Origin of the sequence: Streptomyces sp. NPDC101225 (assembly GCF_044767585.1) — a bacterium.
In the GTDB taxonomy this organism is placed as follows: domain Bacteria; phylum Actinomycetota; class Actinomycetes; order Streptomycetales; family Streptomycetaceae; genus Streptomyces.
Genome location: NZ_JBIWOE010000001.1, coordinates 44,367 through 67,140 on the forward strand (window position 1 = coordinate 44,367; position 22,774 = coordinate 67,140).

Below are 22,774 nucleotides of genomic sequence, written 5' to 3' on the forward strand. Positions count from 1 at the left end.
GCGCGGGTCGCCGCTGACAAGGTGCCTCACGCGCCTCACCCTCCCCGCATCGAGGCGCATCCCCCGTGAAGGAGCCAGCGATGCGCCACCGCTTCACGCCGCCCGGACGCATGTCCGCCGCCCTCGCCGTCTGCGCCACCCTCACCGGCCTGCTCTCCACGCCGGCGTTGGCGGCACCCCCGCCACGGCCCGGCGCCACCCCCACGACCGCGTCCCGGCCGGCCACGCCTCCACCGACCGGCGCGACCACCGAAGCCGCCGATGCCGCCGACACCCTCGGCCGTCCGGCCGTACAGGACCGCCCCCTCGCCGCCGCCCAGCTGCCGCCCGCCCGCCCCGCGACGCCAACTGCCGTGCACAGCGGCGACCATGGACGGGGAAAGGCTCCGAGAGCGGCCTCCTGCACCCCGGCCGACTTCGCGGGCCGGACCGGCCCGGCCCTCGTCACCTTCGTCGAGGCCTCCACCACCGCCTGCGTCGGCAGCCTGTTCGCCGTGGCCGGCACCGATGCCGGCGGCGCCTTCCGCGAGGCGCAGATGGTCACCGTGGCGACCGCCTTCGCCCGGCAGGCGCGGCGTTACCGGGGCGACGGCTCCCACGGCATCCGGCAGCTCGTGCTGTTCCTGCGGGCCGGCTACTACGTGCGGTTCAACCACCCCGGCGACGTCGGCCCGTACGGTCCGCGCCTCGCCCGCGCGACCACGTCCGGCCTGGACGCCTTCTTCGCCAACCGGCACTCCGGCGATGTCACGGCGGCCAACGGAGACGTCCTGGGCGAGGCCGTCGTCCTGTCCGACAGCGCCGACCAGCAGGCCCGCTATCTGGGCGTGTACCAGCGGCTGCTCGACGCCTACGACAGCTCCTACGACGCCGTGGACAGCATGGTCGCCGCGGTCAACGACGTCTACACCCCGCTGTGGCGCGGCAACTGGAACCCCGCCTACGTCCGCGCGGTCACCGCCGACCCGGGCGTCGTGCTCACCCTGCACGGCTTCGCGCTCGCGCACCTGGACCTGCTCGGCACCGACCGCGCCTACCTGGACACCAACGCCGGGATGAACGTGGCCCGTTACGTCGAGCACTCCGGCCTGCGCCACCTGGTCCGGCCCCTCGCCAGGCAACTGCTGGACGCCTCCGAGATCACCGGTCCCACCGCCGGGCTGTGGGTGGCGGTGGCCACCCAGGCCGACGCCTACGACCGCGCCGCGTGCGCGTACTACGGCATCTGCGACCTGCCCACCCGGCTGGCCGACGCCGCCCTGCCGGTCACCCACTCCTGCGACGCGGGCCACACGGTCCGGGCCCAGGCGCTCACGCCCGCCGACCTCGACGCCGTGTGCACCTCCCTGCGCGGCCAGGACCCGTACTTCCACCACGTGGTCAGCGACGACGGCCCCATACCGGGCCAGTACCTGTCGACCGTCGAACTCGTCGTCTTCGGCAGCCGCGCGGACTACCGGACCTACGCCGGGGCGATCTTCGGCGTCAGCACGGACAACGGCGGCATCACCCTGACGGGAGACCCGTCCGACCCCGCCGACCAGCCCCTGTCGATCATGTACCAGAAGCCGGCCGACGACGGATTCCCGGCCCGGGTCTGGAACCTCAACCACGAATACACGCATCTGCTCGACGCCCGCTACGACATGAAGGGCGACTTCGCGCGGCAGACGTCGGTGCCCGACGTGTGGTGGATCGAGGGCCTGGCCGAATACGTCTCCTACGGCTACCGCGGCCTCACCGACGAGCAGGCGGTCACGGAGGCGGGCAGGCACACCTACCGGCTGAGCACGCTGTTCGGGAACACGTACGCCAACAGCGACGTGACCCGCACCTACCCCTGGGGCTATCTGGCGGTCCGGTACATGGCCGAGCGGCACCCCGCCGACATCCGCCGCATGCTCGCGCGCTTCCGCGTCGGCGACTACCCGGGCGGGCACGCCGTCTACGCCACCGGCATCGGCACCCGCTACGACGCCGACTTCGACCGGTGGCTCACGGCCTGCGCCGCGGGTGCCTGCGCCGCACCCGGCGCCCCCGGGGCCCGTACGCCCTGACCCGCGCACCCGCACCCCTCACGTTGCCCCCCGCGGTCGCCTGCCGCACCCTTGAGGCATGGGTGGGCACGACGGCCCCACGCTGATCACCTCCGTCCAGCGGGCCTTCCGGCTGCTGGAGGCGGTGAGCGCGCACGTGAACGGCGCGCCGGCGAAGCAGCTGGCACGTGAGACGGGGCTGCCCCTGGCCACGGCCTACCACCTGCTGCGGACCCTGGTCCATGACGGATACCTGCGCAAGCTCACCGACGGCGGTTTCGTCCTCGGGGACCGGATGCAGGCGCTGCAGGCCAGCGGCCGCGGCCAGGCGCTGCTCAGCCGGGTCCGCCCCACGCTGGCCGCGCTGCGGGACGAGCTCGGGGCAGCCGCGTACCTCACCTTCTACGAGGACGGCGAGATCCGGGTCGCCGAGATCGTCGACAGCGCCCGGGCGCCCCGCGTCGACCTCTGGGTGGGCTTCGAGGACGCGGGGCACGCCACCGCCCTCGGCAAGTCCGTCCTGCGGGAACTGGACGAGGGCGCGCGCATGGAGTACCTCTCCCGGCACCATCTCGCCGACCTCACCCCGCGGACGATCACCAGCATGCCCGAGCTGCTGCGGCGCCTGGAGTCCGCGCCCGAGGCCCCGGCCGTCACCGACCTGGAGGAGTACGCCCTGGGCACGGTCTGCGTCGCCGTCCCCGTCTACAGCGGGCAGACGCTCGGCTCCCTCGGCGTGTCGCTGCCGGTGGAGCGGCTGCACCGGATGCCGGAGGTCCGGGAGCGGCTGATCCCGATCGCGAACCGCGTGACCAGGGGCCTGTCGCTCACTATCTGAAAATCCCCTTCTTGTGAGGGTTCGGCCGAGGCCGTTTCCTGGATGAACCAGGCATTTCGTCACCGCGCCCCAGCCCCGTGCGCCCACACAGACAAGGACAGCGAAAGACATATGAGCCAGGCCCGCCAGCGTCACGACGGCCGCCGGCCCATACGGGCGCGCGGGGACCGAGCCGCCGGCCGGGGGGCGTCGGCCCGCCGCCGCGCCGTAGCCCAGCTGACGGCGACGGCGCCCATCCTGCCCGCCCTGGTCGTCACCGTGGTCGTCCTCGTCGACCTGGCCGGAGGCGCCGGCGTCTGGCTGCCGCTGCTCGCGGCCGGGCCCGCCCTGGCCGCCACCACCAACGGGCCGCGCGGTGTGCTGTGCGTCGGACTGCTCGCCGTGGTGCTGTGCGCGGTCCTCAGCGCCTGGGACGGCAGGCCGCACCAGGCGCCGGCGGCCCTGTTGTCCGCGCTGGTGGCCGTCACCCTGGCGAGCGCCCTGGCCAGCAGGCTGCGCGCCGGCCGCGAACGGGTGCTCGCGGCCGTCCGCTCGGTCGCGGAGACCGCCCAGCACGCACTGCTCAAGCCCGTGCCGCAGACGGTCGGCCCCTTCCAGGTCGCCGTCCGCTACAGCGCGGCGGCGGCCGAGGCCCGGATCGGCGGCGACCTGTACGCGCTGATCCCCACGCCGTACGGGGTGCGGATGATCGTCGGCGACGTGCGGGGCAAGGGGCTGCCGGCCGTCTCCACCGCCGCGCTCGTACTCGGTGTCTTCCGTGAGGCGGCCTGGGACGAGCCCGACCTCCTCGCGGTCGTGGAGCGGATCGAGCGGAGTCTCGCGCGCAACCTCGGCAGCGACGACTTCGTGACCGCCGTCGTCGCCGGTCACCCGGGGCGGGGGCAGCTGGAGATGGTCAACTGCGGGCACGCGCCGCCCCTGCTGGTGCGCGCCCGCGGAGACGTCGAGACCGTGGAGCCCACGCGGCCGGCCCCGCCGCTCGGGCTGCGCGCCCTCACCGATCACGCTCCCGGCCTGCAGGTGCTGCCCTTCACGGACGGGGACCAGCTGCTGCTCTACACGGACGGGGTCACCGAGGCCCGCGACGGCGGCCGCGCGTTCTACCCGCTCGACGAAGGGCTGGCCCGCCACGTCTGCGACGACCCCTCCCGCACCCTCGACGCGCTCCACGAGGAACTCCTGCACCACGTGGGCGGCCGTCTCCACGACGACGCGGCCCTCCTCCTGATCCGCAAGCCGACACCGTCCGAGGCGACGCAGGTGGCCGGGGCGGGCGGCAGGGACGTGACGGCGGAGGCGGCGTGACGTCCGTCGGCCGGGAGTCCGTCCCGGTGCCGTGGGGAGCCCCGCGAGGTGTGGGCCTCCCCGCCGTGGTCAGGGTGCCGTGGGCCGCGCCCTCCACTGCTCGGCGGTCGTGAGCGGGACGGGGGCAGGGAGCGCGGGGGCCGTCGTCAGATCGACGCGGCGGCCCTCGGACGACGAGCGCAGCAGAGCGCTCATCGCCTCCAGCACGTGCAGGGCGAGATCACCGCTCGCCCGAGGCGCCCGCGACGCGTCGGCGGCGATGAAGTCGAGCAGGCCGACACCCCGTGCGCCCTCGGCGTATCCCGCCGACGGCGGCAGCGCGCGCCACCGCGTGGCGCCGAGTTCGAAGAGCCGGACCTCGCCGTCGAACCAGTTCGGGTCCGGCACCGAGAGGGTCCCCGTCTCGCCGTGGACCTCGATCGGCGCGGCCGTGGTGGCGACGCCGTCGAAACTCGTGGTGATCGTCGTCAGCGCCCCGCTCACGTGCTCCAGCACACCGGAGACATGGCTGTCCACCGACACCGGTATCCGCTCGCCCGCGCGTGGACCGGAACCGATGACGCGCTCGGCCCGCAGCCGGCTGGACGCGCCGGTCACGGCTCGCACCGGCCCCAGCAGATGGACCAGCGACGCCAGGTAGTACGGCCCCATGTCGAACAGGGGGCCGCCGCCGGGGGCGTAGTAGAAGTCCGGCTGGGGATGCCAGCGTTCGTGACCCGGCGTCACCATCACGGCGGTGGCGAACAGCGGGCGCCCGACGGCCCCCGCCGCCACGGCCGCCCGCGCCGTCTGGACCCCGGTGCCGAGGACGGTGTCCGGCGCGCACCCCACACCGACACCCGCCGCCGCGGCCGCCGCCAGGACGGCGCGCGCGTCGTCGAGCGTCGCGGCCAGCGGCTTCTCCCCGTAGACGTGCTTGCCGCGGGCGACGGCACCGAGGGCGATCTCGGCGTGCGCGGCGGGGACGGTGAGGTTGAGCACCGTGTCCACGTCCGGGCTGCTCAGCAACTCCCCGACGGTCAGCGCCGCCGCGCCGGGCAGCTCGCCGGCGACGGAGGCCGACCGTGTGGCGTCGAGATCGGCGACCGCGGTGACGTGCACGGCGGGATGACCGGCCAGCGTGTCCAGGTACGCGCGCGAGATGACGCCGAGTCCTACGACGCCGACGCGGTGCGCGTCGCCCACAGCATGCCCCTCTCGACGATGGTGCGGACGCTGGGGTTCTCCAGGACGTCCAGGCTGTGCCCGGGAGTCGTCACCACGATCCGCCCGGCACCCCAGCGGCGGGTCCAGATCGCGGGTACGGTCACGGGCCGGTGCCACGGCTGCCACGGGCGGGCCGGGTGCGTGGTGGTGGCGAGGACGTCGATCAGGTCGTCGTGCAGCACCCAGTACTGCTCGGTGCACAGCTCGAAGTCCTCGATGCCCGCGGTGACGGGGTGCTCGCGGCCGAGGTCGGTGATGCCGACGACGTGCGGCAGGAAGTTGTCCGCCGCCTCGCCCCGGCGCTCGCAGGGCTCCTTGCCCGGGTGGGTCGCGAACTGGCCGCCCACCAGGTGGAGATAGTCGGAGGAGGCGCGGAAGGAGTCGACGATGCCGCCGTGCCAGCCGGTCAGGCCGGTACCGGCCTCGACCGCCGAGGCCAGCCCCGACAGCTGTCCGGCGGTGATCTCCGACATCGAGACGCACTGCACCACGAGGTCCGTCGCGGCCATCACGGCGGCGTCGGCGTAGACCTCGGTCGACTCCTCGATCCGCACCGTGAAACCGCTCTCGTCGAGGAAGGGCAGGAACAGCTCCGTCGCCTCGACCGGGCGGTGTCCCTCCCATCCGCCGCGAACGATCAGGGCCTTCTTGCGCGTCATCTTGTTCCTCACCCCGGACAACGGAGTCCTCACTATGCGCCCGCGGCTGGGGCCGGGGGAAGGGCTTGTGGATCAACGAAAAGTTTCGCGGCCGGGCCCCGTTCGCGGGCCGCGCGCCACCCGGCCGCCCCGGGGCTGACGGCACCGGCCGGCGCCCGCGCGTCCATGCCGCGGACGGCGGCGGTGAAGCGGACGTCCCCGCCCCTGCCCGAAGGCGTCGAACACCCTGCGGACCGTCTCGACGACCTCGCGGCGCGGCCGCCCGCCCAGGTCGCCCGGCACCCGGCTCAGCGTCCCGAGCCGGGTGAAGCAGCGCTCGGGTCCCGCCTCGGGCACGCACTCCACGTCGGCCGGCCGGATGCCGATCCCTCCGACGGCCAACGGACCTCACGAGCCGGCGCCGCCGAGTCGCCCTCGCCGGCAACGGCCTTGAGGAGATGACGACGGACGAAGTCACGCCGGCGGGCGACGGCGTGGTCCTTGTCCCCGGTGTGCGGGCCGCTGTAGGCGATCAGTTCCTTCTCCGGCGATCCCAGTGCGTCGAAGAGGGCGAGTTGGCCGTCCCTGGGGAAGACCTCGTCGTGCCACTGCAGGTGGAACAGGGCCGGGGCGGTGATGCGCGCCGCGTCCGCCGCCACTCGCTCGGGGGCGTCCAGCCCCCGGTGCATCTCCGGCGCTTGCCGAAGTCCGAACTTTCCGAACACGACGCAGCGCAGCCGATCGCCGAGAGCTGCCGCAAGCGGAATGCCGAAGCGCGTCCCCATGGACATCCCCAGACAGGCGAGCCGACCGCCGTCCGCGAGTCCGGCGGTGTGGAGCGCGTCCACCGATGCCTGCCAGTCGCCCGTCATCCGGTCGAGAACCGCCTCGATCCCCTCCGCGGCGATCAGGGCCTGATACTCCGCCGCGGGCAACGGAGCCGAGACGCGCTCACCGTGATACGGCCCGTCGACGGCGAGCGCGGCGCAGCCGGCCCGCGATGCGAACCACTGACCCAAACGGCAGTTGCGCGCACTGCGCTTGTGGCCGCTGCCGCCGTGGCCCAGCAGGACCAGGGGAGGCGGCGAGGCTCCGGCCCGGGCAGGTGGCAGCCACACTGCGCCCGGAACCGTCCCGGCGCCCGAGGCCCGGCGCAGGCGGAAGACGTGCTCCGTCCGACCACCCTCCGCGGCAGGGAGGTCGACCCACTCCATCGGGAGGGCGCCGCTCGCGGACACGGGATCAGGCCGAGCCGGCGTCGTAGTCCTGCCGGGCCTGGTCCACCTCGTCGAGATGGGCCGCGGCCCACTCGGAGAGATGCGCGAACAGCGGGGCGAGGCTGCGGCCGAGTTCGCTGATCTCGTACTCGACCCGGGGAGGCACCTCCGGGTGATACGTGCGTACGACGAGACCGTCACGCTCCAACTGCCGCAGCCGCTGCGTGAGCACCTTGGGCGTGATCCTCGCGATGCGCCGCTCCAGCTCGACGAAGCGCTGCCGGCCGTAGGTGTGGAGGCTCCACAGGACCGGTGTGGTCCAGCGGCTGAAGACGATGTCCACGACCGGGCTGATCGGGCAGGCACCTTCCGGATCGGACGTGGCGGCCGCCGTCCGGGTCCTCGCGTCGGCCATGAGCGTCCCTCCGGGATAGCCACTTTCCTGTAGGTACCTACTATACCGGCGGTGTTAGCGTCCCCAGGGCACCCGGACGACACGTCCTCGCGGTGCCGCGGCCCGCCCGGACCTTCTTCGGGCGCGGGCCGACCACGCTTCGCGACAGGGGAGTTGTCCATGATCGTAGTGACGGGGGCGACCGGCAACGTGGGCCGATCGCTCGTGCGGTGCCTCGCGGACGCCGGCGAGCGGGTGACCGGGACGTCCCGCGGCATCTCGGCCGCCGACGTACCGCAGGGAGTGCGCCACCATCCGGCGGACCTCACCGACCCGGAGAGCCTGCGGCCCGTCTTCGGCGGCGCGGATGCGCTGTTCCTCCAGAGCGGCGGCCCCAGCGCCCACGAGCTCGACCCGCACGCCATCCTCGACGTCGCGAAGGCCGCCGGCATCACGCGCGTCGTACTGCTGTCCTCCCAAGGGGCCGCGACCCGGCCCGAGTCCGCCTCCCACGGGGGCACGGCGCGCGCCATCGAGGACGCCGTGACGCAGTCGGGGGCGGACTGGACGATCCTGCGCCCCGGCGGATTCGACTCCAACGCCTACGCCTGGGCCGAGTCGGTCCGCACCCGGCGCCTCGTCGCCGCGCCCTTCGCCGACGTCGGCCTGCCCCTGATCGATCCGGGCGACATCGCCGAGGTCGCCGCCGTCACGCTGCGCGAGGACGGCCACGGCGGGCAGATCCGTGAACTCACCGGCCCGGCCCTCGTCACACCCCGCCAAGCGGCCCGGGCCATCGGCGCCGCCCTCGGCGAACCGGTCCGCTTCGAGGAGCTGACCCGCGCCGAGGCGCGCGCCCGGATGCTGGGGCTCATGCCCGGGCCCGTGGTCGACACCACGCTCGACATCCTCGGCACACCGACCCCGGCCGAGCAGCGCGTCAGCCCCGAGGCCGAACAGCTCCTCGGCCGCCCGCCGCGTACGTTCGCCGACTGGGCGCACGACCACGTCACCGCGTTCCGCTAGTCCTGTGGCCACCCGTGCCGGACGGGCCTCGCCGGTCAAGGGCCGGCGAGGCCCGTCCGGGCTCGGTGGTGCAGGATCACCGCTCACGGATCAGGCGGTGTGCAGCGTCAGCCCGTAGCGGTTGAGGATCTCGTTGACGGGCTGGTACCAGGTCTCGCCGCCGGAGGTGCAGTTGCCCCAGCCGCCGGAGGTGACGCCCTGGGCCTGGTCGCCGCTGATGAAGGAGCCGCCGGAGTCGCCGGGCTCGGCGCAGACGTTCGTCTTCGTCATCTGATGGACGGCGCCCTGGCTGTAGTTGACCGTCTCGTTCTTGGCCAGGACGGTGCCGCAGTGCCAGTGCGAGGTGGAGCCGGAGCGGCAGATGGACGCGCCGACGGGGGCTTCGGCCGAACCGCGGACGAGCTGGTCGGACACCGTGCCCCAGCCGAGTACGACCGGTACGGTCCACCAGCCGCTGCCGACGTTCACCCAGGAGTAGTCGTTGTCCGGGAACGACGAGCCCTGGAAGTTGCCGACGTAGGAGTGGTCCCAGCCGTAGACCGCGCCGGTGTGCTGGTCGCAGTGCCCGGCGGAGACGAAACCCCCGTACACCGAGAAGCCGATGGAGCAGCGGACGTTGCCGGTGTAGTACGGGTCTCCGCCGACGGTGCCCGCCGCCAAGGTCCGGGGCGCCTTCGCCGTGTGCTCCACGGTGACCGGGCCGGCCTTGCGCGCCTTCGCCAGGAAGGTGCGGACATCGTTGTCATTCCGGTGTGCGGTGACCACGTCCACGACGACCTTGTTCGCCTTGGTGTCGACGTACCAGTTGCTGACGCCGGCGGGTGCGGACAGGGCGTCGATGCGGTCCTTCACCGCGTCGAGCTGCCGCGCGCTGTGCTCGACGAGACGTACGGCCGCACCGGTCGCGCGTACGGCGCCGGTGTCCGCGCCGCGGGTGACGGCCACGGTCAGCTTGCCGCTCCCGGCGTCGAACCAGGAGCCGCCGTAGGAGGCCCCGGCGGCGTGCTTCGCCTTCCGTTCGACGGCCGTGGCCTTCTTCTCCGCGGCCAGGCGTGCCTCGGCCTGGCTCTTCGTCAGACCGAAGTCGTGCCGCATCGCGGACAGGAGCGAGGCGGAGGCGGGTGCTTCGGTGGACCGGGCGGGGGCGCCGGCGGCGGTGGCCGGCTGGGTGCTCGCGGTCGCCCAGGTGCCCAGCAGGAGGAGTGCGGGCAGGGCTGCGCGCATCGCTGTTGTGCGTCTCAAGGCAGTGGCCCCTTCGTTGTTCCAGCAAGGTGGGGGTGGAACAGCAGAACGATGAGAGCGCTCTCAGGCGTGCGGGGCCGAGCATAGTCGGGGATCATGAACAGGTCCATGCCAATGCAGCGGGTTCCCTCCGGGGTGGGGGACCTGGGGGTGCTGCTCGCGCCCCCGGCGGCCGCCGCCTCCCGTGCGGCGGCCGGCCCCCGCGCGGCAGTCGGCCCGCACTCCCCGGCGGCGGCCACCCCGCCCCCGGCGTCGCCCCCGTTCATCCCCGTTCACCCCCGCGACCTGCCCCTCCATGGGTCGGAACTTCCTGCAGGGGGGTTGTCCTGACATGCGCTCGCACCTAAGGTCACTCCGAGTGCAAGCGCTTTCTGCTTGACTGTTCGTCGTACGTCCGAGGAGCGCTGTATGCCCCCACGCCCCCATCGTCGCTCAGTCGCCGTCGTCGGCACCGGCGCCATCGTCAGCGGGAGCCACCTGTCCGCGCTGAAAGCCCACGCCGACCGCGTGGAACTGGTGGCCGCCGTCGACGTGGACGAAGGCCGGCTGGCGGCCTTCCGGGAGCTGGCGGGCGGCGAGGTCGCCGGCTACACGTCGATGGCCGCGATGCTGGACGGCGTCCGTCCCGACCTGGTCCTCATCGGCACGCCGCCGTCCCTGCACCGGGAGCAGACGACCGCCGCGCTCCGGTCCGGTGCCTGGGTGCTGTGCGAGAAGCCCCTGTGTCTCTCGCTCGCCGAGTACGACGAGATCGCCGCGGCCGAGGAGTCGTCCGGGGCCTACGCCGCCGTCGTCTTCCAGCACCGCTACGGCTCCGGCGCCGTCCACGCGCGCGAGCTGATCGCCGGCGGCCGGGTCGGCGCCCCGCTGGTCGCGCACTGCCAGACCACCTGGCACCGCGACGCCGCCTACTACGCCGTACCGTGGCGCGGGCGCTGGGCCACCGAGGGCGGCGGCCCGACCATGGGCCACGGCATCCACCAGTACGACCTCCTGCTGCATCTGCTCGGCCCGTGGGCCGAGGTGCGGGCCATGGCGGCACGGCTGGTGCACGACACCGAGAGCGAGGACGTCTCCACGGCCCTGGTCCGGTTCGAGAACGGCGCCCTCGCGACCGTCGTCAACAGCGTGCTCTCCCCGGACGAGGTCAGCCGCATCCGCATCGACTGCGCCGACGCGACGATCGAGCTGACCCATCTGTACGGCCACACCAACGACGACTGGGTCTACACCCCCGCCCCGCACGTCCCCGCCGAGCGCGCCACGGCCTGGCGCACGCCCGCCGCGGACGTCCCCAGCTCGCACGCCGCCCAGCTCGGCGCGCTCCTCGACGCGTACGACAGCGGCGTACGGCCGCCGGGCAGCGGCCCGGAGGCGCGCGCCACGCTGGAGTTCGCGGCCGCCCTCTACAAGTCCGCGTTCACCGGACGGCCCGTGTTCGCGGGCGAGATCGGCCCGGGGGACCCGTTCTACCCGGCCATGCACGGCGACCACCCCGACTGGGCCCCCAAGGAGCGCGCATGAGCATCCGCGTCAGTCACGCCTACGGCGACCACATCGCGGTGGCGGGGCCGGACGGCACCGAGATCCTCCGCTACGTCTACCGCCCCGACCCCGACGCCTTCGAGTCGCGCAAGCCCTACGCCCACCCGGTGCGCACCCTCGGCGGGCGCACCGTGACCGGATACCGCCCGAGCGACCACCGCTGGCACAAGGGCCTGCAGATGACGGCGAGCCATCTGTCCGGCCAGAACTTCTGGGGCGGCAACTCCTACGTCCACGGCGAGGGCTATCTGCGGCTGCCCGGCCGCGTCGGCTCGATGCGGCACGACGGCTTCCCCGAGTTCACGGTCGAGGACGACCGGCTCGCCTTCACCGAGGCGCTGACCTGGGTGGAGAACGGCGGCGCCGCATGGGCCCGAGAGGTGCGCCGGATCGCCGTCCACTCCGTGGACGAGGAGGCCGGTGCCTGGGCCCTGGACTGGTCCATCGACCTCACCAACCTCCGTGACCTGCCGCTGGTCTTCGGCTCACCCACCACCCACGGGCGCGAGCTGGCCGGCTACACCGGACTGCAGTGGCGCGGTCCGCGCGACTTCACCGGCGGCACCGCCTTCGGCCCCGACATCGACGGGGGAGCGGGGGCGGACGCGGGCAAGCTGATGGGCACCCAGGGCCCCTGGCTGGCCTTCAGCACCGAGCACGACGACGTCGACGCGCACTCCACGCTCGTCTTCGCGCACGCGCCCGAGAACCTCGACGCATCGGCCGCGATCCACGCCTCGCACTGGTTCGTGCGCTCCGAGCCGATCCCGACGGTCGCCTTCTCCTGGGCGTTCTTCGAGGAGTTCGAGCTGGCGCCCGGCGCGTCCTTCGGCTACCGCTACCGGGTCGTCGTCGCCGACGGAGCCTGGGACCGTGACCGCGTCGGCGCCCACCTGCAGGGCCTGCCGTGGTGAGCGACCCAGGGCCGGCCCTGCCGCACCCGCTGCCCGGCGCGGTCGGCCTGTCCCACCTCAGCGCCTACGACTGGCGGGCCGCCGACGGCGTGTGCGGCGGCAGCCCGCATCTGCATCTGGTGTGCACGGAGGCGTACGTCGTCACCGGTGGCCGCGGAGCGGTGCAGACGCTGAGCCCCGACGGCTACCGCGACATCCCGCTGGAGGCGGGCTCGGTCGCCTGGTTCACGCCGGGCACCGTGCACCGCATGGTGCAGGGCGGCGAGCTGCGCGTCACCGTGCTGATGGAGAACAGCGGCCTGCCCGAGGCCGGGGACGCCGTGTTCACCTTCCCGCCCCAGGTGCTCGCCGACCCCGAGGCGTACGCGGACGCCGCAACGCTGCCGCCCGGTGCCGGAGCTGACACGGAGACGGCGGCGCGCCGCCGCAGGGACCTCGCGGTCGAGGGCTACCTCGTCCTGCGCGAGGCGCTGGTGGCGGGGGACGAGGGACCGTACCGGGAGTTCCAGCGGGCCGCCGCCCGGCTGGTGCGCGACAAGGTGCCGCGCTGGCGGGAGTTGTGGCGGGCCGGCGCGCTGGCCGCCGCCGCACGCACCGGCGCCCGGCTCGACGCGCTCGCTGCGGGCGGCGACGACCACCTCGCCGACGCCACCGCGCACCGGACCGGACCCACCCGGATGGGCGGCTTCGGCATGTGCGGCCGCCGTGACGAGTACGCGCTGCCGGGCACGACACTGCCCTACGAGGGCGCGTAGTCCGGCAGCCGGGCGTGCCGACGGTCATGTTCCCGGCCGGTCCGCCCCGGATTCCGGCGGAGCCGTACGAGGCGGCGGCCGTCGACGGGCAGGCGGCCGGCGGCCGTTCGTGTCCGCCGCCCTGCCGGTGCCGTCGCCTGCTGCCGCTTTCTCGGCGGCCGGGACCGCCCGCCGCTCCGGGGGAGCGCCCGCTCACCCGGTGGCGCTCAGCGCGGCTCCCCCGCGTAGGTGCCGAAGTACCACCGGTTGCCCTCCGGGTCGCGTGCCGCGAAGTCGCGCGAGCCGTAGTCGGTGACGTGGAGGTCCGTGGTGATCTCGGCGCCCGCCGCCTTGGCGCGGGCGTGGACGGCGTCCGGGTCGGCGGTCACGACGTAGGCGCTGAAGGCACCCGGGGGTGTCGGACCGGTGCCGGGTTCCGTTTCCTCGCGGACGGAGCCCAGCATGATGCCGCCGCCCTCGGGCCAGCTGAGCTGGGCGTGTTGGACCAGGTCGCCCTCGCCGTGGACCACGGTCTCCTCGAAACCGAAGGCGTCGACGAGGAAGCCGATCAGGGCCCGGGCGTCGTGGGCCCGCAGGGTGGGCCAGACCTGCGGGGCGGGCGGCTGCTTGGCGGGGTCGGGCGTGTTGGTCATGGTGAGGAGCCTCCGTGTCGCGGGCCGCAGCCCGGTTCGGCCGGTTGTCCTCACCAGCTTCACGCGGGCGGATAATGACCGGATTGGATGTTTCGGAACTCCTGCGCCAGCCAGTCGCTGGGTGTGCAGGCGGCCAGGGCGCCGAACTCCCGGTCCAGGTGGGACTGGTCCGCGTAGCCGCAGTCGGCGGCCAGGCCCGCCAGGTCGAGGGTGCCGGGGCGGCCGGCCAGACGGCGCCGCGCCAGGTCGAAGCGGATGACCCGGGCGGCCGCCTTGGGCGTGAGGCCGATCTCCGCGCGGAAGCGGTTGCGCAGGTGCCGCTCGCTGACGGCGGCCTCGGCGGCGAGCCGGTCGACGCGCAGGCGCCCGCCGGTCGACAGCAGCCGCCGCCAGGCACCGGCGACCGGTGCGGCCGAGGCCGCCCGCACGCCGTCGTGCCGGCTCGCGCGGCGCAGCAGCCAGTCGTCGAGGACGGCGAAGCGGGCGGCCCAGCCGGACGCCGCGCGCACCCGGTCGTGGACCTCCCGTACGTCCGCTCCCAGCACGTCGTCCGCGTGGAGGTCCGTACCGGCCAGCTCGCCCGCCGGCAGCCCCAGCAGCACGCGTGCGCCGAGCGGGCTGATCGCGATCTGGACACCGGACTGCCGGCCGGGCATCTCGATCAGCGCGGGTGAGACGTGCAGGCCGCCGAGGAGGGTCGGGTAGTCGCCGGGTGCCGCGCCCGGATCAGGGTGGGCGGCGATGCCCAGCGGTTCGTCGAGGGTGATGATCAGGGTCAGCCACGGGGAGGGCAGCCCCCGGTGCCGGGCGGGCGGCAGGCCGCGCTGGCGGTAGCCGGAGTACCAGCCGACCAGCCCTTGCAGCGGCGGTGCGGGGGCCGCCCGCACCGCCTCGTCCACGATGTCGCCTGCCATGCGGCCATTGTCCCGCGCGCGGGGGACGGACGGCACCGCGGCGGCGGGCGCCGCCCCGGCGGCCCGCCCGCTCCGGTCAGACGCCGACGTACTCCGCCAGGTGCTTGCCCGTGAGCGTGGAGCGCTCGGCGACCAGGTCGGCCGGGGTGCCCTCGAAGACGACGCGGCCGCCGTCGTGGCCGGCGCCGGGACCGAGGTCGATGATCCAGTCCGCGTGCGCCATGACCGCCTGGTGGTGCTCGATGACGATGACCGACTTGCCGGAGTCGACCAGCCGGTCCAGCAGGCCGAGGAGCTGGGCCACGTCGGCGAGGTGCAGGCCCGTGGTCGGCTCGTCGAGCACGTAGACGCCGCCCTTGTCCGCCATGTGCGTGGCCAGCTTCAGGCGCTGGCGCTCACCGCCGGAGAGGGTGGTCAGCGGCTGGCCGAGGGTGAGGTAGCCGAGGCCGACGTCCGCGAGGCGTTCGAGGATCTTGTGCGCGGCCGGCGTGCGCGCCTCGCCCCCGGCGAAGAAGTCCAGGGCCTCCGAGACCGGCATCGCCAGCACCTCGGAGATGTCCCGGCCACCGAGGTGGTACTCCAGGACCGAGGCGTCGAAACGCTTGCCCTCGCAGTCCTCGCAGGTGCTGGCCACCCCGGCCATCATGGCCAGATCGGTGTAGATGACGCCGTTGCCGTTGCAGGTCGGGCACGCGCCCTCGGAATTGGCGCTGAAGAGCGCGGGCTTGACGCCGTTGGCCTTGGCGAAGGTCTTCCGGATGGGCTCCAGAAGACCCGTGTACGTCGCCGGGTTGCTGCGCCGCGAACCCCGGATCGGGCTCTGGTCGACCGAGACGACCCCGAGGTCCCGCGGGACCGACCGGTGCACCAGCGAACTCTTGCCGGACCCGGCGACGCCGGTGATCACGGTGAGCACGCCGAGCGGTACGTCCACGTCGACGTCCCGCAGGTTGTTCGCGGAGGCGCCGCGGATCTCCAGGACCTCGCCGAACCCGCGCACCTCGTCCTTGAGCGAGGCGCGGTCGCCGAGGTGGCGCCCGGTGACGGTGTCGCTGCCGCGCAGCGTGCCGACACTGCCCTCGAAGCAGACGGTGCCGCCCGCCGTCCCGGCGCCGGGACCGAGGTCGACGACATGGTCGGCGATCTCGATGACCTCCGGCTTGTGCTCCACCACGAGCACGGTGTTGCCCTTGTCCCGCAGCCGCAGGAGCAGGCCGTTCATCCGCTGGATGTCGTGCGGGTGCAGGCCGGCGGTCGGCTCGTCGAAGACGTAGGTGACGTCGGTGAGCGACGAGCCGAGGTGGCGGATCATCTTGACGCGCTGCGCCTCGCCGCCCGAGAGCGTGCCCGCGGGCCGGTCGAGGGAGAGATAGCCGAGGCCGATCTCCACGAACGAGTCGAGGGTCTGCTGCAGGGCGCCGAGCAGCGGCGCCACCGACGGGTCCGTCAGCTGCCGCACCCAGTCGGCCAGGTCCCTGATCTCCATCCGGCAGGCGTCCGCGATGGAGACCTTCTTGATCTTCGAGGTGCGGGCGTGCTCGGCGAGCCGGGTGCCGTCGCAGTCGGGGCAGGTGGCGAAGGTGACCGCACGTTCCACGAACGCCCTGACGTGCGGCTGCATCGCCTCCTTGTCCTTGGACAGCATCGACTTCTGGATGCGCGGGATCAGACCCTCGTAGGTCATGTTGATGCCCGCGATCTTCATCCGGGTCGGCTCCCGGTGCAGGAGGTCGTGCAGCTCCTTCTTCGTGAACCTGCTGATCGGCTTGTCCGGGTCGAAGAAGCCGGACTCCGCGTACAGCCGGGAGTTCCAGCCGCCGCCGGTGTAGCCGGGGATGGTGAAGGCGCCCTCGTTGATCGACTTGCTCGCGTCGTAGAGCTGGGCCAGGTCGAGGTCGGAGACCGTGCCGCGGCCCTCGCAGCGCGGGCACATGCCGCCCACCTTGTTGAAGGTGACCTTCTGCTTGGCGCCGCCGCCCACCGAGATCGCCCCGGCCGCCGACACCGAGGGCACGTTGAAGGCGAAGGCCCCGGGCGGGCCGACGTAGGGCTTGCCGAGGCGGCTGAACAGGATGCGCAGCATCGCGTTGGCGTCGGTCGCCGTGCCGACCGTGGAGCGCGGGTCGGCGCCCATCCGCTGCTGGTCGACGCTGATCGCGGTGGTCAGGCCGTCGAGGACGTCCACCTCGGGCCGCGACAGGTTCGGCATGAAGCCCTGTACGAAGGCGCTGTAGGTCTCGTTGATCAGCCGCTGCGACTCCGCGGCGATCGTGTCGAACACCAGGGAGCTCTTGCCCGAGCCCGAGACACCGGTGAACACCGTCAGCCGGCGCTTCGGGATCTCGATGCTGACGTCCTTGAGGTTGTTCTCGCGCGCGCCGTGCACGCGGATCAGGTCGTGGCTGTCGGCGGCGTGCGGCGCGGGCGACCGCGAGTCCGTCCTCTTGGCCGTGGTCATCGTCTCTCCATCTGTCGGGCCCGGGGCGGGTGCGGGGCGTCGGTGGTCGGCTGTGCGCGGCGGGGCGTCGGTGGTCAGCGTTCCCGGAGCGGCCCGAGGACGTTGCCGTCGGGGCCGGTGGAGACGGCGGCCGACGCGGGGCCGGGCACGGGATGCGCAGCGGTCCTGCTCCCCTGCGCGGCTGGGCCGGTCATGGTCACTCCTGGCGTCGTGGTTCTGCGGTCACGTTAGCCGCGGCTCGGGGACCGGCGCTTCTCGATTCCTGACGGGTCGTGCCGCCGGTCACCGCGCCGGGCCGCGAGCAGGACGCAGGCGGCGACGCCGAGCACCACGGTGGCCAGTCCCGACCCGCCGATCGTCGTCCGGGGGCCCAGCGCCGCGGTGAGCGGGCCGCCGAGCGCCGTGCCGAGCGGTGACGCCGTGAGCAGTACCGCGTTGTTGGCGGCGAGCATCGCGGCCAGGTGCCGCGGCGGCGACTTCGCCTGCATCAGGGTCACCGACAGGGCGACGAAGGGCCCGTAGACCAGGCCACCGAGGGTGAAGCACGCGACGGTGGCGCCCGTCGGCGCTCCGAGGCCGAACGGCAGCAGCGAGAGTCCCCAGGCGATCACGATGCAGACCGTCACGGGCCACAGCGGGAGCTGCCGCAGAGCGCCGACCGCCAGCGAACCGAGCACCGCGCCGACGCCGAACAGCATCCAGTACAGGCCCAGCAGCGTGCCCGGTGCATGCAGGTCGCCGGTCACGTGCAGCGGCAGGGCCACCTCCACGGGGCCGTAGAGGAAATTGAAGAACCAGGTGAGCGTCAGCAGTCCGAGCAGCTCGGGGCGGGAGCGCAGGAGGGCGAGGCCGCCGCGGGCGGCCGCCTGGTCGACGGGGTCGACCGGGGAGGCGTCCGCCCGCTCCGGCAGCCGGCTGCGCGCGACCAGCACGGCGAGGAACACGTAGCTCAGGGCGTCCAGGCCGAGGACCAGCGCGGAGCTCGCGTACGTCACCAGCAGACCGGCGACGGCGGGTCCGGCGATGGTGGCGGCGAAGGTGAGCGAGCCGACGAAGGTGTTCGCGGGAAGCCGCTGCTCCTCGGGCAGCAGCTCGGCGAGGAGCGTGTACTTGCCCGCGCCGCCCCATGCGTGCAGCAGGGACGAGACCGCGAGCAGCACGACGTAGAGCGGCGGGGTCAGCAGTCCGGCCGACCAGGCCAGAGGGACGGCGCCGATGAACACGGCGCGCACCACGCTGTCCGCCGTCAGCAGCCGTCTGGCCGGCACCCGGCGCAGCCGGCGTCCGAGCAGCAGCGCGCCGAGCACACCCGGCAAGGTGTACGCGGCGACCGCGCCGCCGACCCACAGCCCCTGCGTCGCCTCAGGCGCGAGCTCGATGGCGAGCCACGCCACCGCGACGAAGCTCATGCCGTCGCCGAGACCGGAGACTCCGAGGCCCAGGGCCAGCCGCCGGAAGGTGCGGTCGGCGAGGACGGGCCGGTAGGCGGAGGGCACGAGATGTCGGATCACACGGTCACGCTACGGGCGGCGCCGGGCTCGGCGCTTCTCCGTTACTGACCTCTCCGGCCGCGGGGTTCCTGATCGCGGCCGCACGAGGCCGGGCGCCCCGAACCGGACCGGGACACCGGGCGAGTACAGCACGCTGACCGGCGCGCCCCGCACCTGCGGCAGACCGGCAGCGGCGATCAACTCGTCGTCGATATGCAGGAGTTCGGCCCGGTGCAGCGGCCACGGCGGGTGGTCGTTGGGCAGGTGCGCCGTGCGGCCGTGCCAGGGGACGTGCATGCCCCAGCGGGCGGTGAGGAAGTGCTCCAGGGGAGTGGGACGCGCGAGGGGCTCGCCCGGTCGTACGACCACCCGGCTCGTGGGGCCGCGGCCCGTCGTCCGTCCGCGCCGGCAGACGTAGGTGAGCACGCCGCTCTCATGGCGCAGGCGCATCGCCGACCAGACGTAGGGGAGCCGTACACCCCATCGACCCACCAGTACGGGCAGCAGGCGGCTCGCGTCCAGGGAGCGGAACACCACGCCGCGGCGGCCCTGCTCGTCCACCGAGTACAGCCGTACGTTCGTCTCGCAGAACGTGCCGAGATACGGCAGCCCCGGCCCCGGACCGAGACCCACACCGCGCATCACGAACGGCACCAGGCCCACGTAGGTCGCTCCGTCGAGGATGTCGGGGCGGGTGCCGGCGGGCAGCAGCGCGGCCACCCGTTCCGGCTCGACCGGCCAGTGCAGGAAGGTGAGTCGGTGCCAGCCCTGCACCAGCGACGGTCGGCGCACGGGCCGCGGCGTGGACGGGGTGACCGGCTCCGCGTCGCCCGGCCTCACCGTCTGCTCCCGCGTGGCGCGGCGGTGCGGTGCCGGACCACGAGGCGGTGCGGCACGAGGAGTCCGGCGGCGGGGATGCCGCCGAGGCCGACGGCACCGATGTCCGCGGGCAGGTGCGGCCCGTGGGCCGCGCTGTCGGGCCGGCGGTCCAGGTCCCGCATCGCCGGGAGACCGTGCTCCCGGGGCGAAGTCATCGCACGAGGGCGGCTGTCGGAGACCCGGGGGACCGTCTGCGAGGAGACGCCCGCGAGCCCGGCCGCGTCGGCCGGGGAGACCTGCTGCCCGCGGCGCCCGCCGGGCACGCCGCCCCCGGCCCGCCGCGTGCCGTCCGCGGGAGCGGACGCCTGACGCTCCCGGCCGCTCGGATCCATCGCCGCACCACTTCCGCCCGGCTCATCGACGCACCGGACGTCACGCGTGGGCACCTCGACGGTTCCTGGGACGGATGCCACGGTCCCGGCGCCGTCGAGTGTACGTAGGCGGGCGGCGTCCACCCTCCCCGGGTGCGTGCCCCCGCGCGGCACCGCTGCTGCCCCGGCGTCCGCTGCGGGCCGATGGACGAACCCGGTGGCCGGCCCGGCCCCGTGCGGGACCCGGGCCGTACGGCGGCACCCCCGACCGCCACACCGCTACGGCACCGCCACACCTCTACGGCTTGATGCCCACCCCGGTCCACAGGCTGACCTCGGCGTCCGTGGCCGTGTTCTCGCCGTCCGGGCGCCAGCGGTGGCCCACCGAGATCCCCGGCTCGAGCAGATCCAGCCCGCTGAAGAACCGGGCCACGTCGTGCTGCGAGCGGAACTGCACCGGCGTACCGGCGTTGTTGTAGATGTCGGTGACCTTCTGCCAGGTGGCCGGGTCGAAGTCGGGCGTGCAGTGGCTCAGGGCCAGCGCGCTGCCCGAGGGCAGGACGGCCAGCAGCCGCTCCACGATGCCGTACGGGTCCTGCGCGTCCGGCACGAAGTGCATCAGGGCGTTCAGCGACAGGGCAACCGGCCGGTCCAGGTCCAGGACCTCGGCCAGCTCCGGGGAGTTGAGCAGCGTGGAGGGGTCGTTGACGTCCGCCTCGATGTACGTCGTGCGGCCCTGCGCGGTGCTGCGCATCAGGCGCTCGGCGTACTTGAGGACGAGCGGGTCGTTGTCGGCGTAGACCACCCGCGCCTCGGGCACCACGGACTGGGCCACCTGGTGCAGGTTGGGCTCGGTCGGGATGCCGGTGCCGATGTCCAGCCACTGGCGGATGCCGTGCTCCCGGGCGAGGACCCGGGTGGCGCGGTGCATGAACGCCCGGTTCTCCCGCGCGCACACGAAGATGGCCGGGTAGGCCTCGGCGACGGTCTCCGCGGCCTGCTTGTCGACCTCGAAGTGGTCCTTGCCGCCGAGGTAATAGTCGTACATCCGGGCGGAGTGGGGCCTGCTGGTGTCGATGTCCCGCGCGGCGTGCGAGCTGGTCATCCTGTCCCTTTCGGTGGTGTGCGGGTGGGGGTGGTGGGGTCGGGCAGTCGGTGGCCGGGGCGGTCCCGGTTCCTCCCGCCGGTCCGGTGGCGTCAGCCGGCCGTCAGATGATCGGCGAGGCCTCGTTTGACTCCCGCGACGAACGCGGTGATCTCCTCCGGGGTGTAGATCAGCGCGGGTCCTGCGGGATCGGTCGACTGCCTCAGCGCCACACGGCCGTCGGCGAGTTGCTTGGTCTGCACGCACTGGCCCCCGTTGGGACCGCTCCACGGAGACTCCCAGCCCTGATCGCCGAGGTCCGACGCCGGCATCCCGTTGTAGACATGGCAGCCACGGCCTCCGGTCACGGTCATGAGTACTCCTTTCGCATGCGGTTCAGGAGCGCCTTGCTGTCCGCGTCCGAGGTCAGCAGGGACATGCGGTTGTGCGCTTCCAGGTGGGCCGACACGTCCGAACGCTGGTCCAGGTACATGGAGCCGGTGAGGACCTCGGTGTAGACGATGTCGGGCAGTTCCGGCTCCTCGAAGCGGAAGTAGGTGAAGGGCGCGCACGCGCCGACGTGGGCGCCGGCGGTGAACGGCACGACGTCGACGCTGACGTGCTCCAGCTCCGAGACCTCCAGGAGCCGGTCGACCTGCTCCCGCATCACCTCGGGGCCGCCCACCACCCGGTGCAGCACGGCCTCCTCCATCACCACCCAGAGCGTGGGCGCGTTCTTCTTCTCCAGCAGGCTCTGGCGGCGCAGCCGCACGTCCACCCGGCGGTCCAGCTCCTCCTCGCTGCCGTTGGGCAGGCCGCCACGCAGGACGGCCCGCGCGTACCGAGGGGTCTGCAGCAGGCCGGTCGCGTAGTGCGGCTCGTAGGTGCGCAGCGTCGTCGCACCGGTCTCCAGGCTGACGTAGGCGCTGAACCAGGTCGGCAGCACGTCGCGGTACATGTGCCACCAGCCGGGCTCGTTGGCCCGCTCCGCGAGGGGGACGAACTCCTCGATCTCCTGCCGGTCGGCCCCGTAGGTCTCGAGCAGCTTCTCCACGTAGAGAGGCTTGAGTGCGACCTCGGCCTTCTCCAGCCGGCGGATGGTCAGGGACGTCACCCGCAGCGCCTTGGCGGCGGCGTCCAGCGAGAAGCCGGCGTCCTGGCGCCGCTCCTGGAGCCGTCGGCCGAGGATCATGCGGAGAACGGTGGGAGCGCTGGGGCTGTTGCTGCCCGCGCCCGACCGGCCTTCGTTCACGTCCTACCTCCTGAGGAACCGTCACGAACGCTTGTGCGCAAGCGACTTGTTGAAGCCACCAGAACGATACCGGCTAGATGAAAATAACAGGCAGCTGGTTGCAGGTTGAACTGGCCTGTGAGCATAGTTACTTGCGCGAGTCCTCGCGACGATCACAGCGCGCGCCCGCTCTCCCCTGGAAGGCAACTGCCGTGTCCCCCCACATGACGTCCTCCCCGCAGCTGTTAGACGCCGCGAGCCAGGAACGAACGCACTGGCTCGAACTGCCGCCGCAGCGCTCCAGCATCAAGGTCGCCCGCCGCTCCGTGAGCGCACGGCTGAGCGCCTGGCGGGTGCCCGCCGACCTGTGCGCCGACGCCGTGCTGCTCGTCTCCGAGCTCGCCACCAACGCCCTGCGGCACACTTTGAGCGCGCGCATCCTGTGCGGCATCGGGCTCGTCGCCGACGACTGCCTGCGCCTGGAGGTGCACGACCACGACCGCACCGGGCGCGGACTGCCCCGCTGCGAGCCGGGTCCCGACGACGAGAACGGCCGCGGACTGCTCCTGGTCGAGGCGATCGCGGACGTGTGGGGGGTCGACCGGTCCAGACTCACCGGGGGCAACGCCGTCTGGGCCAGCCTGACGGTCTGAGCCCGC

General features: G+C 73.4%; 22 protein-coding genes. 8 read left to right on the top strand and 14 right to left on the bottom strand.

All coding sequences use genetic code 11. The annotated features are described in order from the left end of the window. Positions 1-80 precede the first annotated feature (80 nt). The 3 genes from ACIRPX_RS00165 to ACIRPX_RS00175 all read left to right on the top strand — a co-directional run bounded on the left by ACIRPX_RS00165 (position 81) and on the right by ACIRPX_RS00175 (position 4,179). Complete coding sequence (locus ACIRPX_RS00165; RefSeq protein ID WP_404186982.1) at positions 81-2,057, top strand: collagenase; 1,977 nt, start codon at positions 81-83, stop codon at positions 2,055-2,057. Positions 2,058-2,115: 58 nt separating this feature from the next. Next, positions 2,116-2,874 carry an IclR family transcriptional regulator gene (locus tag ACIRPX_RS00170; RefSeq protein WP_404186983.1) on the top strand — a complete coding sequence of 253 codons (759 nt, stop codon included), beginning with the start codon at positions 2,116-2,118 and terminating at the stop codon, positions 2,872-2,874. 111 nt (positions 2,875-2,985) lie between these two features. Continuing rightward, complete coding sequence (locus tag ACIRPX_RS00175) at positions 2,986-4,179, top strand: PP2C family protein-serine/threonine phosphatase (protein ID WP_404186984.1); 1,194 nt, start codon at positions 2,986-2,988, stop codon at positions 4,177-4,179. Between the two features lie 69 nt (positions 4,180-4,248). Here ACIRPX_RS00175 and ACIRPX_RS00180 read toward each other — a convergent pair whose 3' ends face one another. The 4 genes from ACIRPX_RS00180 to ACIRPX_RS00195 form a co-directional block, all read right to left on the bottom strand. Beyond that, on the bottom strand, positions 4,249-5,364 hold the full coding sequence (locus tag ACIRPX_RS00180; protein WP_404186985.1) for a Gfo/Idh/MocA family protein: 1,116 nt from the start codon (positions 5,362-5,364) through the stop codon (positions 4,249-4,251). Further along, on the bottom strand, positions 5,334-6,044 hold the full coding sequence (locus tag ACIRPX_RS00185) for a ThuA domain-containing protein (protein ID WP_404186986.1): 711 nt from the start codon (positions 6,042-6,044) through the stop codon (positions 5,334-5,336). Before ACIRPX_RS00185 ends, ACIRPX_RS00180 begins: the two co-directional genes overlap by 31 nt. A 287-nt stretch (positions 6,045-6,331) precedes the next feature. Beyond that, positions 6,332-7,261 carry a dienelactone hydrolase family protein gene (locus tag ACIRPX_RS00190; protein ID WP_404186987.1) on the bottom strand — a complete coding sequence of 310 codons (930 nt, stop codon included), beginning with the start codon at positions 7,259-7,261 and terminating at the stop codon, positions 6,332-6,334. A gap of 4 nt (positions 7,262-7,265) precedes the next feature. After that, positions 7,266-7,655, bottom strand: coding sequence for a winged helix-turn-helix transcriptional regulator (locus tag ACIRPX_RS00195; protein WP_404186988.1), 390 nt, complete (start codon positions 7,653-7,655; stop codon positions 7,266-7,268). 159 nt (positions 7,656-7,814) lie between these two features. Between ACIRPX_RS00195 and ACIRPX_RS00200 the strand changes: the two genes are divergently transcribed. After that, a complete protein-coding gene (locus ACIRPX_RS00200; protein ID WP_404186989.1) occupies positions 7,815-8,660 on the top strand; it encodes an SDR family oxidoreductase in 846 nt (281 codons plus the stop codon). Between the two features lie 90 nt (positions 8,661-8,750). On the opposite strand, the gene ACIRPX_RS00205 is transcribed toward ACIRPX_RS00200, so the two are convergent. Then, positions 8,751-9,884 (bottom strand): S1 family peptidase, encoded by a 1,134-nt coding sequence (locus ACIRPX_RS00205; RefSeq protein ID WP_404187481.1) that lies wholly within the window; start codon positions 9,882-9,884, stop codon positions 8,751-8,753. A gap of 426 nt (positions 9,885-10,310) precedes the next feature. On the opposite strand from ACIRPX_RS00205, the gene ACIRPX_RS00210 reads away from it, so the two are divergent. From ACIRPX_RS00210 to ACIRPX_RS00220, 3 genes are read left to right on the top strand one after another with little or no spacing between them, the layout of a single operon-like run. After that, complete coding sequence (locus ACIRPX_RS00210) at positions 10,311-11,426, top strand: Gfo/Idh/MocA family protein (RefSeq protein ID WP_404186990.1); 1,116 nt, start codon at positions 10,311-10,313, stop codon at positions 11,424-11,426. After that, positions 11,423-12,361, top strand: a complete 939-nt coding sequence (locus tag ACIRPX_RS00215; protein ID WP_404186991.1) for a PmoA family protein — start codon at positions 11,423-11,425, stop codon at positions 12,359-12,361. Before ACIRPX_RS00210 ends, ACIRPX_RS00215 begins: the two co-directional genes overlap by 4 nt. Beyond that, positions 12,355-13,116, top strand: coding sequence for a cupin (locus ACIRPX_RS00220; protein ID WP_404186992.1), 762 nt, complete (start codon positions 12,355-12,357; stop codon positions 13,114-13,116). Before ACIRPX_RS00215 ends, ACIRPX_RS00220 begins: the two co-directional genes overlap by 7 nt. Before the next feature lie 206 nt (positions 13,117-13,322). On the opposite strand, the gene ACIRPX_RS00225 is transcribed toward ACIRPX_RS00220, so the two are convergent. The 9 genes from ACIRPX_RS00225 to ACIRPX_RS00265 form a co-directional block, all read right to left on the bottom strand. Continuing rightward, entirely contained in the window at positions 13,323-13,748 is a 426-nt protein-coding gene (locus tag ACIRPX_RS00225) for a VOC family protein (RefSeq protein ID WP_404186993.1), read from the bottom strand. Between the two features lie 59 nt (positions 13,749-13,807). Continuing rightward, positions 13,808-14,662 (bottom strand): helix-turn-helix domain-containing protein, encoded by an 855-nt coding sequence (locus ACIRPX_RS00230; RefSeq protein ID WP_404186994.1) that lies wholly within the window; start codon positions 14,660-14,662, stop codon positions 13,808-13,810. Positions 14,663-14,738: 76 nt separating this feature from the next. Then, entirely contained in the window at positions 14,739-17,120 is a 2,382-nt protein-coding gene (locus ACIRPX_RS00235; RefSeq protein ID WP_404186995.1) for an ATP-binding cassette domain-containing protein, read from the bottom strand. Between the two features lie 227 nt (positions 17,121-17,347). Beyond that, positions 17,348-18,631: an MFS transporter gene (locus ACIRPX_RS00240; RefSeq protein ID WP_404186996.1), complete on the bottom strand. Its 1,284-nt coding sequence runs from the start codon at positions 18,629-18,631 to the stop codon at positions 17,348-17,350. Between the two features lie 9 nt (positions 18,632-18,640). After that, the gene (locus ACIRPX_RS00245; protein WP_404186997.1) at positions 18,641-19,402 is read right to left on the bottom strand and encodes a YqjF family protein; all 762 of its coding nucleotides are present in this window, start codon (positions 19,400-19,402) and stop codon (positions 18,641-18,643) included. Between the two features lie 44 nt (positions 19,403-19,446). Beyond that, positions 19,447-19,821 (bottom strand): hypothetical protein, encoded by a 375-nt coding sequence (locus tag ACIRPX_RS00250; protein WP_404186998.1) that lies wholly within the window; start codon positions 19,819-19,821, stop codon positions 19,447-19,449. 277 nt (positions 19,822-20,098) lie between these two features. Continuing rightward, positions 20,099-20,905: an SAM-dependent methyltransferase gene (locus tag ACIRPX_RS00255; protein WP_404186999.1), complete on the bottom strand. Its 807-nt coding sequence runs from the start codon at positions 20,903-20,905 to the stop codon at positions 20,099-20,101. A gap of 92 nt (positions 20,906-20,997) precedes the next feature. Continuing rightward, the gene (locus tag ACIRPX_RS00260) at positions 20,998-21,258 is read right to left on the bottom strand and encodes a DUF397 domain-containing protein (RefSeq protein WP_404187000.1); all 261 of its coding nucleotides are present in this window, start codon (positions 21,256-21,258) and stop codon (positions 20,998-21,000) included. Continuing rightward, positions 21,255-22,136, bottom strand: a complete 882-nt coding sequence (locus ACIRPX_RS00265) for a helix-turn-helix domain-containing protein (protein ID WP_404187001.1) — start codon at positions 22,134-22,136, stop codon at positions 21,255-21,257. Before ACIRPX_RS00265 ends, ACIRPX_RS00260 begins: the two co-directional genes overlap by 4 nt. 203 nt (positions 22,137-22,339) lie before the next feature. Here ACIRPX_RS00265 and ACIRPX_RS00270 point away from each other — a divergent pair, with 203 nt between their 5' ends. Beyond that, complete coding sequence (locus ACIRPX_RS00270) at positions 22,340-22,768, top strand: ATP-binding protein (RefSeq protein WP_404187482.1); 429 nt, start codon at positions 22,340-22,342, stop codon at positions 22,766-22,768. Positions 22,769-22,774 lie beyond the last annotated feature (6 nt).